Source organism: Kocuria dechangensis (genome assembly GCF_014636775.1).
In the GTDB taxonomy this organism is placed as follows: Bacteria; Actinomycetota; Actinomycetes; order Actinomycetales; family Micrococcaceae; genus Kocuria; species Kocuria dechangensis.
In genome coordinates, this window is the sequence record NZ_BMEQ01000011.1 from 1 (window position 1) to 12,434 (window position 12,434).

Annotated in this window: 10 protein-coding genes and 1 tRNA gene; 9 read left to right on the forward strand and 2 right to left on the reverse strand. The window is 71.4% G+C overall.

The genetic code is table 11. From position 1 onward, the window contains the following. Nucleotides 1-337: 337 nt before the first annotated feature. The 3 genes from IEW07_RS11065 to IEW07_RS11075 all read left to right on the forward strand — a co-directional run bounded on the left by IEW07_RS11065 (nt 338) and on the right by IEW07_RS11075 (nt 1,655). Nucleotides 338-414, forward strand: a tRNA-Met gene (locus tag IEW07_RS11065). 493 nt (nt 415-907) lie between these two features. Further along, on the forward strand, nt 908-1,324 hold the full coding sequence (locus IEW07_RS11070; RefSeq protein ID WP_188537195.1) for a DUF3054 domain-containing protein: 417 nt from the start codon (nt 908-910) through the stop codon (nt 1,322-1,324). 52 nt (nt 1,325-1,376) lie between these two features. Then, nucleotides 1,377-1,655 carry an Lrp/AsnC family transcriptional regulator gene (locus IEW07_RS11075; protein WP_188537197.1) on the forward strand — a complete coding sequence of 93 codons (279 nt, stop codon included), beginning with the start codon at nt 1,377-1,379 and terminating at the stop codon, nt 1,653-1,655. A 103-nt stretch (nt 1,656-1,758) separates the two neighbouring features. On the opposite strand, the gene trpD is transcribed toward IEW07_RS11075, so the two are convergent. After that, nucleotides 1,759-2,811 (reverse strand): anthranilate phosphoribosyltransferase, encoded by a 1,053-nt coding sequence (gene trpD, locus IEW07_RS11080; RefSeq protein ID WP_188537390.1) that lies wholly within the window; start codon nt 2,809-2,811, stop codon nt 1,759-1,761. Nucleotides 2,812-3,000: 189 nt separating this feature from the next. On the opposite strand from trpD, the gene ctaE reads away from it, so the two are divergent. From ctaE to IEW07_RS11110, 6 genes are all read left to right on the forward strand, one after another. Then, the gene (gene ctaE, locus IEW07_RS11085; protein WP_188537199.1) at nt 3,001-3,639 is read left to right on the forward strand and encodes an aa3-type cytochrome oxidase subunit III; all 639 of its coding nucleotides are present in this window, start codon (nt 3,001-3,003) and stop codon (nt 3,637-3,639) included. Between the two features lie 59 nt (nt 3,640-3,698). Continuing rightward, the gene (qcrC, locus tag IEW07_RS11090) at nt 3,699-4,490 is read left to right on the forward strand and encodes a cytochrome bc1 complex diheme cytochrome c subunit (RefSeq protein ID WP_188537201.1); all 792 of its coding nucleotides are present in this window, start codon (nt 3,699-3,701) and stop codon (nt 4,488-4,490) included. Between the two features lie 73 nt (nt 4,491-4,563). Continuing rightward, nucleotides 4,564-5,655 (forward strand): cytochrome bc1 complex Rieske iron-sulfur subunit, encoded by a 1,092-nt coding sequence (gene qcrA, locus IEW07_RS11095; RefSeq protein WP_188537203.1) that lies wholly within the window; start codon nt 4,564-4,566, stop codon nt 5,653-5,655. Further along, complete coding sequence (gene qcrB / locus IEW07_RS11100; RefSeq protein WP_188537205.1) at nt 5,655-7,316, forward strand: cytochrome bc1 complex cytochrome b subunit; 1,662 nt, start codon at nt 5,655-5,657, stop codon at nt 7,314-7,316. Before qcrA ends, qcrB begins: the two co-directional genes overlap by 1 nt. 143 nt (nt 7,317-7,459) lie before the next feature. Further along, a complete protein-coding gene (locus tag IEW07_RS11105; protein WP_188537207.1) occupies nt 7,460-8,416 on the forward strand; it encodes a helix-turn-helix transcriptional regulator in 957 nt (318 codons plus the stop codon). Between the two features lie 215 nt (nt 8,417-8,631). Further along, the gene (locus tag IEW07_RS11110; protein WP_188537209.1) at nt 8,632-9,582 is read left to right on the forward strand and encodes a helix-turn-helix transcriptional regulator; all 951 of its coding nucleotides are present in this window, start codon (nt 8,632-8,634) and stop codon (nt 9,580-9,582) included. Nucleotides 9,583-9,671: 89 nt separating this feature from the next. Here IEW07_RS11110 and IEW07_RS11115 read toward each other — a convergent pair whose 3' ends face one another. Then, the gene (locus IEW07_RS11115; RefSeq protein WP_188537211.1) at nt 9,672-12,398 is read right to left on the reverse strand and encodes a cation-translocating P-type ATPase; all 2,727 of its coding nucleotides are present in this window, start codon (nt 12,396-12,398) and stop codon (nt 9,672-9,674) included. Between the last annotated feature and the right edge of the window lie 36 nt (nt 12,399-12,434).

Here is a 12,434-nt window from a genome sequence, read left to right on the forward strand (position 1 = left end):
TCCCTGTCCCTTCCCTGCCACCCACCCAGTCTCCCAGACCCCCACCCACCCCCCGGGACAGGGCCCGCACCGGTACCACGGTGACACCACGGCACCCCGTCCTCTCCCCGAGCCCGCCCGCACCCGCACGGCACCGGCACGGGCCGGGATCGTCCGTCGCGGTGCGGCACACCCCGGGGGCACGGCCCAACCGGGGGCACGGCCGATCAGGGACGCGGACCGGTCCCGTCGGTGCCGGGCCCACCGGCGCCGCGGGTGCCGGGCCCACCCCCGGGGGGCCCGCGGGCCGGCCAGATGTGCCCTCCGGCCGGGCAGGGGCGTATAGTCGGACCGTCGCCGCGGGGTGGAGCAGTTCGGTAGCTCGCTGGGCTCATAACCCAGAGGTCGCAAGTTCAAATCTTGCCCCCGCAACCACCCGAGGGCCCCGCACCCCCACCGTGCGAGGCCCTCGCACCACCCGGCCACAGCCCCCCGGCACGGTCCACAGGCACGGTCCCGAAACCGGGCCCCCGACCCCACCCCACCCGGCCACACCAGCACCCCCCACGCACCACCCCTGCCCAGGAGACCACCCGGCAGGGGCGCGACAGGGATCACCCCCGCGCAGGCCGAACCGACGAACCCCCCGACCCCCAGCAACACCACCCAGTGACCCACCCAGCAACCCCCAACCATCCAGTGCTGGTTGAGACACTGGGCGAAGGGCAGCGAGGGTCAACGTTCAGCCTCCACCGGAGCGTTCAGCCCATGACCAGGACCGAGGGACCCCACAGGGAAGCACTCCGGACGGGGCCTGCTCCATCACCGGCCATACGGAACTCCGGGCCACGGGGCCGAGGGGCCGAGGGGCCGGGCAGGACCCACCGACCCGCACCCCCACCCGCCAGCCCCCGACTAGACTGCGAGCATGCACACCCCGGCCCCCGCCACCACTCCGCCCGACGCACGGCCCGGACGGTCCGTGTCCTGGCCGATCGCCCTCACGGTGGACGTGGCGCTGATCCTCCTCTTCGCGAGCCTCGGCCGCAGCGCCCACGCCCTCGATCCGGCCGGAGTGCTCGAGACCGCCTGGCCGTTCCTCGCCGGACTGCTGGTGGGCTGGACCGTGTGGCGGGTGCGCCGCGCGCCCTTCTCCGTGTGGCCCGGCGGCGTCGCACTGTGGCTGACCACCGTGGCCGCCGGAATGGTCCTGCGCGTTCTCGTCGGCGAGGGCACCGCCCTGAGCTTCGTCCTGGTCACACTGGGGGTGCTCGCCGTCTTCCTGCTCGGCCCCCGCGTCCTGGTGCAGTTGGTGCGCGGGCTCCGTTCCCGCCGCTCCGGCTGAAGACCGCCCCGTTCCGCCGGCCCCGTCCGGCCCCGTCCCCGAAAGGCGCCCCATGCTCACCGCCATCGTCCTGATCAAGACCACCGCCGACCGCATCCCCGAGGTCGCCGAGCAGATCTCCGACATCCCCGGCATCAGCGAGGTGTACTCGGTCACCGGCGACTGGGACCTGATCGCCATCGTGCGGGTGCACCAGCACGAGGACCTGGCCGACGTCATCGCCGACCGGCTGTCCAAGGTCGACGGCGTGGTGGGCACCAACACCAACATCGCGTTCCGCACCTACAGCAAGCACGACCTCGACGCCGCGTTCTCCCTCGGCATCGACTGACGCCAGGAGCGCCGCGCCGCATCCGGCACCGACGACGGCGGAGGCCGGTGAGCGAGCAGCTCACCGGCCTCCGCCGTCGTCCCGAGGGGTTGCGTGTCCGCGCTCAACGCGTGGTGTGCGCGATCCAGCGGTCCAGCACGGCGCGCGCCGCGCCGGTGTCGATGGACTCCTCGGCCCGGCGCACGGCCGCGGCCATCCGGTCGTGGAAGGTGCCCACCATGTGGGGGTCGTAGGCGACGAGCCCGGCGGCGGAGTTCAGCAGGACGGCGTTGCGCACGTGCCCCTTCTCCCCCGCCAGCACCCGCTCGACCACCCGCGCGTTGTACTGGGCGTCCTGGCCCCGCAGGTCCTCGATGGTGGCCCGCGGCATGCCGAAGTCGAGCGGCTCGAGGTCGTGGTGCTCGATGGCGCCGTCGCGCACCTCCCACACCTCGGAGGGCCCGGTGACGGTGAGTTCGTCGAGGCCGTCGCCACCGCGGAAGACGAGGGCGCGGTCCCCGCGCGCCGCGAAGACGCCGGCGATCAGCGGTGCCAGAGCGCGATCGGCCACGCCGATCGCGGAGGCCTCAACCCGGGCGGGGTTGGTGATGGGCCCCAGGAAGTTGAAGGCGGTGGCCACGCGCAGCTGCTTGCGGGCCGCGGCGGCGAAGCGCATCGACGGGTGGAACGTCTGCGCGAACAGGAACGTGATGCCCACGGCCTGCGCCGCGGACTCAACCATCTCCACGGGCATGTCCAGGCGGACCCCGAGGGCCTCCAGCACGTCCGCGGAGCCCGACTTCGAGGACGAGGCCCGGTTGCCGTGCTTGACAACCTTGGCGCCGGCGCCGGCGCAGACCAGCGCAGACATGGTGGAGATGTTGACGCTGGACAGCCGGTCGCCGCCGGTGCCGACGATGTCCAGCGCCGGCCCGGGGATGTCCACCGGCCGGGCGTTCTCGACCATCGCGTCCGCGAGGCCGGTCAGCTCCTCGACCGTCTCGCCCTTCGCCCGCAGCGCCACCAGGAAGCCCGCGATCACGGCGTCGGGAACCTCTCCCGACATGATCGTGTCCATGGCCCAGTAGGCCTGGTCACGGGTGAGGTCGGTGCCGGAGATCAGCGCGGTGATCAGATCCGGCCACTCGAAGGTCGCTGAGGTCGTGGAGGTCGTCATGTTCACGCGTCCGATCGTATCGCCCACCGCGGAGGTGCCCGTCGTCACACCCAGACCTCCCGTGCGCACCCCCGGCCGCGCCGTGCCGCCGGAGGGCCTGGTCGGGGCGATCCCGGGCCTCATGACACGCCAACGCACCGATCGAACCCGTGGTTGGTCCGCTGGGAGTTTTGGCGACATAATGTCTCTGTGACGACTGCAACCCAAACCCCAGCCAAGCCGGTAGGCGGGTCGATCAATCGGCCCAATCTGACCTCAGTGGGCACCATCGTGTGGCTCGCCTCCGAGCTGATGTTCTTTGCCGCCCTGTTCGCGATGTACTTCACCCTCCGCTCGACCTCTCCGGAGCTCTGGGCCGAGGAGTCCGCCAAGCTGAACATTCCGCTCGCGCTCGTGAACACCATCATCCTGGTCTCCAGCTCCGTGACCTGCCAGTTCGGCGTCTTCGCCGCCGAGCGCCTCCAGCCCCGCCGCACGGGCGGCGTGCTCCAGATCACCAAGTGGGGCATGATCGAGTGGTTCGCCCTGACCTTCATCATGGGCGCGATCTTCGTGGCCGTTCAGGCCTTCGAGTACGCCGAGCTCGTCGCCCACGGCATCAGCATCCCGGCGCACGCCTACGGCTCGGCCTTCTACATCACCACCGGCTTCCACGCCCTGCACGTGACCGGCGGTCTCGTCGCGTTCCTGTTCATCATGGGCCGGGCGTTCATCGCCAAGCGGTTCGGCCACTTCGAGGCCACCTCGGCCATCGTGGTGTCCTACTACTGGCACTTCGTGGACGTCGTCTGGATCGTCCTCTTCCTCGTGGTCTACTTCCTCCGGTAGTCCACGTCGTCCCGGGGACGTCCCCAGCAAACCAAAACCGAGTTAAAGGAACGTTTGACGTGAAGGCACTTTCGCAACAGCGGCGCCACCCTCTCGCAGTCCTCGTACTGATGGTCCTGGCCCTGCTCCTCACCGGTGGGCTCTACGCAGTTGCCACAACCACCAACGAGGCCAAGGCCCAGACACAGACCTACACTGCGCAGGACGTGGAGGAGGGCCAGAAGCTGTTCCTCGCCAACTGCTCCACCTGCCACGGCATGGACGGCGCCGGCACGCCGTCCGGGCCGTCGCTCGTGGGCGTCGGTGCCGCAGCCGTCGACTTCCAGGTCGGCACCGGCCGCATGCCCATGCAGATGAACGGCCCCCAGGCCGAGAAGAAGCCGGTCCAGTTCGACGACGAGCAGGTCCAGCAGCTGGCGGGCTACGTGGCCACCCTGGGCGCCGGCCCGAACGTGCCGGAGCAGGAGTACCTCGACGTCGCCGAGGGCAACGCCGCCAACGGCGCGAAGGTGTTCCTGGCCAACTGCGCGATGTGCCACAACGCCGCCGGCGCCGGCGGCGCGCTGACCCGCGGCAAGTACGCCCCCTCCCTCATGGAGGTCGAGGAGAAGCACATCTACGAGGCCATGCAGACCGGCCCGCAGAACATGCCGGTGTTCAACGACGCGAACATCACTCCCGAGGAGAAGCGCGACGTCATCACCTACCTGAAGACGCTCGAGACCGCTCCGAGCCCCGGCGGATTCGCCCTGGGCTCGCTCGGCCCGGTCTCCGAGGGCCTGTTCGTCTGGTCCATCGGTCTGGCCGTCATCATCGGGTTCACCGTCTGGCTCACCTCGCGTTCCGCCTGACGCTCATCGCCGGCACCAGATGTCGGACCCCCAAGCTACGATCAACTGCACCAAGAGAAGAATGAGGGACCACATGGGAAGCCACAGTGACGGCACCCCCCAGTCGGGAACCGTTGCCACTACGGGCACCACGGCGATGGAGCGTTTCCCCGACCCCGGACTGCCCCCGCACCGCCCGCGTCTGACGGACGTCGACTCCAAGGCGGCCAAGCGCGCCGAACGGCAGGTCGTGCTGCTGTTCCTGATCTCCATCCTCGGATCGATCCTGTTCTTCATCGGGTACTTCGGTGTCCGGGTCGACGGGCCGATCTACGACGTGACGGACACCTCCGCCACGACCGCCCTGTGGCTGCAGAACCTCCTGCTCGGCCTCGGCATCGCCCTCGGCATGTTCGGCATCGGCATCGGCATCGTGCACTGGGCCCGGACCCTCATGCCGGACCACGAGCTCGTCGAGGAGCGCCACGAGGTCCGCACCGAGGAGCAGCGCGCCGAGGCGCAGAGCATCCTGACCACGATCTACGACGAGTCCGGCATCAAGCGCCGCCCGCTCCTGCGCAACACCCTGATCGGCGCGGCGGTCCTCGCTCCCCTGCCCTTCGTCGGCCTGCTCAAGGACCTCGGTCCCACCAACCTCGCCGTCCTGCGGCAGACCCTCTGGGACGAGGGCGTCCGCCTCGTGCGCGACCCCTCCGGCACCCCGATCCGGGCCGCCGACGTCACCCTCGGCTCCACCTATCACGTGGTCCCCGAGAACCTGGCCTCCATCGGCCACAACGAGGGCTACCTGGACGAGAAGGCCAAGTCCGTGGTCCTGCTCATGCGGCTGGACCCGGACACGGTCAACGTCTCGCCGGAGCGCGAGGACTGGAACGTCGACGGCATCTTCGCGTACTCGAAGGTCTGCACCCACGTCGGCTGCCCGGTGGCCCTCTACGAGCAGCAGACCCACCACCTGCTGTGCCCGTGCCACCAGTCCACGTTCGACCTCGTCAACGAGTGCGAGGTCATCTTCGGGCCCGCCGCCCGTCCCCTCCCGCAGCTGCCCATCACGGTCGACGCCGACGGCTACCTCGTGGCCCGCAGCGACTTCCAGGAGCCGGTCGGTCCGACCTACTCGCAGCGAGGTACCCATGTCGAAGAGATGCAGGGTGAGGCAAACTGATGTCCACGTCCACTGACTACGAGTACAAGGCGCAGACCGGCACCGGCCGGATCGCGAACTTCGTCGACACCCGTGTGGGGATGTCGCCGATCGTGAAGGAGTTCGGGCGCAAGATCTTCCCGGACCACTGGTCCTTCATGTTCGGTGAGGTGGCGCTGTACACCTTCGTCATCCTGCTGCTCTCGGGCACGTTCCTCGCGCTGTGGTTCGACCCGTCGATGGCTGCTCTCGAGTACGAGGGCTCCTACGTGCCGATGCAGGGCGTCGAGATGTCGGCGGCCTACGCCTCGACCCTCGACATCTCCTTCGACATCCGGGGCGGGCTGTTCCTGCGCCAGCTCCACCACTGGTCCGCGCTCGTGTTCGCCGCGGCCGTGTCGGTGCACATGCTCCGCGTGTTCTTCACCGGCGCGTTCCGCCGCCCCCGCGAGCTCAACTGGCTCGTCGGCGTGGGCCTGTTCCTCCTGGCCATCGTCGCCGGCTTCACCGGCTACTCCCTGCCGGACGACGTCCTGTCCGGCAACGGCCTGCGCATCGCCGACGCCATCCTGAAGGCGATCCCGATCGTCGGCGCCTACCTGTCGATGTTCCTCTTCGGCGGAGAGTTCCCCGGCCACGACATCATCCCGCGCCTGTACATCATCCACGTGCTGCTCATCCCGGCCGTCATCCTGATGCTGATCGTCGTGCACCTGTTCATGGTCGTCGTGCACAAGCACACGCAGTTCCCCGGCCCGGGCCGCACCGAGAACAACGTCGTCGGCTTCCCCGTCGGCCCGGTGTACGCGGCCAAGGCGGGCGGCTTCTTCTTCATCGTGTTCGGCATCATGGCGCTCATGGCGGGCACCACGACCATCAACGCGATCTGGAACTACGGGCCGTACGACCCCTCCCCCGTGCAGGCCGGTTCGCAGCCCGACTGGTACATGGGCTTCACCGACGGCGCCGTGCGACTCATGCCCGGCACCTGGCCGTGGAACTGGGAGTGGACCTTCTGGGGCATGTCGATCCCGATGAACGTCCTCCTGCCCATGGTCCCGATCATGGTCCTGTTCGCCCTCATGGCCGCCTGGCCGTGGCTCGAGCGCTGGGTCACGAAGGACAACCGCGAGCACCACATCCTGGACCGCCCGCGCAACGCGCCCTTCCGCACCGCCATGGGTGCCGCCGGCGTGACCTTCTACACCGTCATGCTCGTCGCCGCCTCCGGTGACCTGATCGCGACGCACTTCCACGTGTCCCTGAACGACGTCATCTACTGGCTGCGCGCGGCGTACTTCCTCGCACCGATCCTGGCGTTCATCATCACGCGCCGGATCTGCCTGTCCCTGCAGCGCAAGGACCGCGAGATCGTCCTGCACGGCCGCGAGACGGGACGGGTGCAGCAGCTGCCGCACGGCGAGTTCATCGAGGTGCACGAGCCCCTCGACGAGTACAAGCGGTACCGCCTGGTCGACTTCCCCGACTACCAGGTCCAGCCGCCGCAGCCGAACGGCAAGGGCAGGATCACGGGCACCGAGAAGCTGCGCGGCCGCCTGAGCCGCTGGTTCTTCGAGGACCGCGTCGCCCCGGTCACCCCGGCCGAGCTCGAGGCGGCGCACCACCACCACGAGGCGGAGGCCGTCACGGCCGGTCCCCAGGACCGGGAGCTCGTCCGCTGACCGGACGCTCACCCGACAGGGCCCCGGGAGGACTTTCCTCCCGGGGCCCTGTCATATCCGCTCCCCCGCACCGCTCCGAGCAGACGGACGATCGCGACGAGAAGGTATCGACGGGATGCCCGGCGGGGCGTAGCGTGCAGGACATGGAGCACGAGGTGCAGCGGTCGGTCTTCACCACCCGGGATTCGTCCGAAGGCCTGGCGAAGCTTGTGGAGGTCTACGCGCTGCGGGAGGCGCGCAGGGCCTCGGACGGGGAGTTCTACATGGCCCTCACCTCGGCCGGCACGGGACCGGTCACCTACGGACGGCTGCGGCTGGGCGGCTCCTCGGTCGTCGGATCGGCGGAGGACACCGGGACGGTGCGGGTGGGTCACGTGCTGGAGGGCGCCCTGAGCGACGCCGGCGACCGGGACCGGCTCCCCCGCAGGTCGCCGTTCCTGTTCCCCCAGCACCCGTCCACCAGCTCCTGGCACGACCTGGACCTCCTGACGGTGTCCGTGGACGGCGCCGCGGTGGCGGAGCAGGCCCGGCAGCTCCTGGGCGCGGAGTCGTTCCACCTGCAGTTCACCGGCACCCGCCCGGTGAGCCCGGTCATGGCCCGGTACTGGCTCGACACGCTCGCCCACCTCCACCGGGACCTGCTGCCCAACCGCCAGGTGATGAGCAGCCCGCTGATCCGGTCGGAGATGGTCCGGTCCCTGATCACCGCGCTGCTGCACACCTTCCCGAACACCTTCCTGACCGGCCCGGCTGTGCCCGAGGCCTCCGGTGCCGCCCCCGCGGCGATCCGGCGGGCCGTGGCGTTCGTCGACGCCCATTTCGACGAGAGCATCGGCCTCGCGCAGATCGCCGGCGCCGCGCGGATGAGCCCGCGCGGGCTGCAGGCCGCCTTCCGCCGCGAGCTGGGCACGACCCCGACGGCCTACCTGCGGGAGGCCCGCCTCGAGGCCGCCCACCGGGACCTGCTGGCCGCCGACCCGACCACCGGGGCGACCGTGGAGGCCGTCGCCGCGCGCTGGGGCTTCGCCCACCGGGGACGGTTCGCCGCCGCCTACCGGGAGCGCTTCGGACACGCGCCCTCGAGCACCCTGCACGGCTGAGCCGCCCGGCCGGACCGTTCCGGCCCCCGGGACCCCGGCGGTGCGCCCCGACCCCGGCTCTGGGCCGGTGACCCGTGTGCGGGTACCCTGAACGGCATGCTTGCCGATGCGGTGTCGCTCTCCTGTTCGACGGCCCGGGGCGGCGCGGACGTTCGTGCCGCCGGTGCTCCGCACCAGCCGGGCGTGGAGTCGGCCGGTTCCGCCAGGAGCCGGCCGTGACAGGAGCGGAGCCGGTCCGCCTGCGCGTCGCGACCACCGACCCCGAGGAGGCGGGCCACAGGCTCCGCCAGACCTACGCGGGGGCGGAGATGCGCACGCCCCGGGACAGTCCCGCGTTCGTGTACCGCCAGGAGGTGGACGGCGACCACGACCTCGCGCTGGGCCGGTTTCACTTCGGGGGCCACGGACGCGTGAGCCTCGTGCTCGAGGACACCTTCACGGTGGTCCGAGGGCGGAGCGGCGTCCACCACTGGGAGGTCGGCGGCCACCACGGCACGGGTCTGATGCTGATCCAGCCGCTCCAGGACTACCGGGCGGTGCTCGAGCTGCTGGAGGTCGACTCGGTGAATCTCAGCGTCTCGGCGCTGCGGGAGACCGCCCGCACCGTCTACGGCGACGAGAAGCTGGAGATCGTCTTCGACGCCCCCCGCCCGGTCTCCCGGGCACGGGAGCAGTTCTGGACGGACACCTGCGCCTTCGTCCAGCAGGCCCTGACGGACCCCGCCGTGGTCGGTGTGCCGCTGCTGCGGGCCGACCTGCTGCGTCGGATGTCGCTCGCCACGCTGGAGACCTTCCCCCTGGCCGGGGACCCGCGGCCCCGCCGGATCTCCGCCGCCGCCAGGCAGGACGCCCACCGGCGCGCCGTGGGCTTCATGCACGCCTCGCTGTCGCTGCCGATCACCGTCGAGGACGTCGCCCGCCACGTGGGCCTGAGCGCCCTGGAGCTCACCCGGGCGTTCCGGTCGCACACCGGTACGACCCCGGCCGCCTACCTGCGCGGCCTGCGGCTGGCCGCCGCCCACCAGGACCTGGTGCGGGGGGACCCCTCCGCCGGCGACACTGTGGGCATGATCGCGCTGCGCTGGGGGTTCGCCCACGCTGGGGACTTCGCCCGCCGCCACCGCCGGACCTACGGCGAGAATCCCAGGCGCACGCTGCGCGGCTGACCACGACCGTGGCCGGCCGGTGCCGCTCGCGCCCACCCACCGCGAGCCGGACCCGCTGCTCCGGGCCCCCGTTGCGCCTGGACCACAGATCAGCGGCGCGCCGGGCGGCGCGCCCGCCCCGCCAGCTTGCGCAGCTCCTCGACCCACAGGACGACGGAGCCGACGGCCACGGCCACGAGCCACTGGTGCGAGCTCAGCGGCGCGGTGTCAAAGAGACCGCGGAGGACCGGGGTGTGGACCACGGCGACCTGCAGCACCACGACGGCGATCAGCGCCACCCAGACGGAGCGGTTCGTGAAGGTGCGCGCGGAGAACACCGAACGGGTCTCGGAGCGGACGTTGAGCAGGTTGAAGACCTGGAAGAGCACGAACGTGGTGAAGCCCAGGGTCATGGTCTCGGCCGCGGAGATGCCGGGGAACCAGGTGCCCGCCGAGACCAGGACAGCCAGAGTGCCGACTGTCATCACCACCGCCGCGAGCACGATGCGCGCCACCCGGCCCCGGGTCAGCAGCGGTTCCCCGGCGGGGCGCGGGGCGCGCCGCATGACGTCGGGGTCGCTGGGGTCCACGCCGAGGGCGAGGGCGGGAGGCCCGTCCATGATGATGTTGACCCACAGGATCTGCAGTGCCGTGAACGGGGCGCCGCCGGCGATGCCCAGCACCCCACAGGTCAGGAAGAGCAGGACGAACCCCCAGGACGTGGACAGCTGGAAGCGCACGAACTTGAGGATGTTGTCGTAGATGCCGCGCCCCTCCCGGACGGCGGCCACGATCGTGGCGAAGTTGTCGTCCGTGAGGATCATGCGGGCCGCGCCCTTGGACACGTCGGTGCCGGTGATGCCCATGGCGACGCCGATGTCGGCCTGCTTCAGCGCCGGGGCGTCGTTGACGCCGTCGCCGGTCATCGCGACGACGTGCCCGCGCGTCTGCAGCGCCTGCACGAAGCGAAGCTTGTGGTCCGGAGCGACTCTCGCGAGCACCCCGTAGCCGGGCGCCCGCTCGGCGAGCTCGGCGTCGTCCATCCCGTCGAGCGCCGCCCCCGAGGCGACCTCCCCCGGGATCCCGAGGGAGCCGGCGACGGCTGCGGCGGTGCGCAGGTGGTCCCCGGTGATCATGTGCACGGAGAGACCGGCCGTGCGGGCTGCGGCGATGGCCTCGGCGGCCTCCGTGCGGGGCGGGTCGAGAATGCCCACCACGCAGTAGAGGGTCAGGTCCGTCACCAGTTCGCGCAGCTCGGGGCCGTTGTCGGACAGCGACGACGTGCCCAGGTCGCCGGCGTCGAGCCGACGCCCGGCGATCAGGAGGGTCCGCAGGCCCTCTCCGGCCAGGGCGTCCACGTGGGCGTGGATGCGGACCCGGTCGTCCTCCGTCAGGGGCTTGGCCCCGGACGCGGTGAGGAGCCGGGCGGACCTGCTCAGCAGGACGTCAGGAGCACCCTTGGCGAAGGCCCGGTAGCAGCCGACCGCGGCGTCGCCGGACCCGGTGCCCTGCTCGTGGAACGTGGCCTGGAACTTATGGGCGGAGTCGAACGGCACCTCCGCCAGGCGCGGGTGCGCCCGCCGGGCGCCCTCCACGTCGAGCCCGCCCTTCTGGGCCAGCACGAGCAGCGCGCCGTCGGTGGGATCCCCGAGGAGCTGCCCGTCGCGGACCGTGGCGTCGTTGCACAGCGACATCGCCAGGAAGGCGTCCGAGCAGGCCTCGCACGCGGCGTCGTCGGGACCGAGGATCCGGCCCTGGACGGCGTACCCCTCCCCCGTGACGCGGTAGGCGGTGCCGTCCACCACGAGCCGCCGCACCGTCATCTCGTTCAGTGTCAGGGTCCCGGTCTTGTCCGTGGCGATGTGGGTGGTCGAGCCCAGGGTCTCCACCGCCGCGAGCTGCTTGATGATCGCCCCGCGCCCGGCCAGACGGCCGGCGCCCATCGCCAGGGTGAAGGTCACCACGGCGGGGAGGCCCTCGGGGATCGTGGCCACGGCCAGCGACACGGCGGTCAGCAGCAGCTCGGACCACGGCTGGCCGCGCGCCAGCCCGAGCCCGAAGACGATCGCCACCACCACCAGCGCGATCGTCGTCAGCAGGCGGGCGAGGCGGTCGATCCGGCGCTGGAGCGGGGTGCGGTGCTTACCCGCGCTCCCCAGCAACCCGGCGATCGCGCCCATCTCCGTGGACATCCCGGTCTCCGTGACCGCCGCGAGGCCGCGCCCCTGCGTGATCTCGGTGCCCGCGAAGACCATGCTGGTGCGATCGCCCAGGGGCGCGTCCTCCTCGGGGACCGGGCCGGGCCCCTTGTCCACCGGCTGGGACTCCCCGGTCAGGGCCGCCTCCGCGGCCCGCAGCTGGGCCGCCTCCAGCACGCGCCCGTCGGCCGGCACCGAGTCACCGGCCTCCAGGACCACGACGTCGCCGGGCACCAGCTCCGCGCGGTCGATCTCCGTGACCTGCCCGTCCCGGCGCACCCGGGAGGTGCTGACGGACAGTCGCTGCAAGGCCGCCAGGGAGTTCTCGGCGCGGGTCTCCTGGATGTGGTTGAGCACCGTGTTGAAGGCGACGACGACCATGATGACCACCGGGGTCTTCCACTCCCGGGAGACGGCGGCCGAGACCACCGCGGCGATCAGGAGCACGAGCGTCATCCGGTCCGAGAGCAGCGCGAGCACCCTGCGCCAGCCCGGGACCCGGGCGGCCTCCGCGAGGACATTGCGGCCGTGGCGCTCCGCCCGGACGGCGACCTGCTCGGCGGACAGCCCGACGGCCGGATCCACCTCGAGGAGCCGCACGACCTCGGCGGCCGGGCACGCGTGCCAGCACGGGCGCATCCCGTGCTCACCCGAACGGGTACGGCCGGGGGCCGA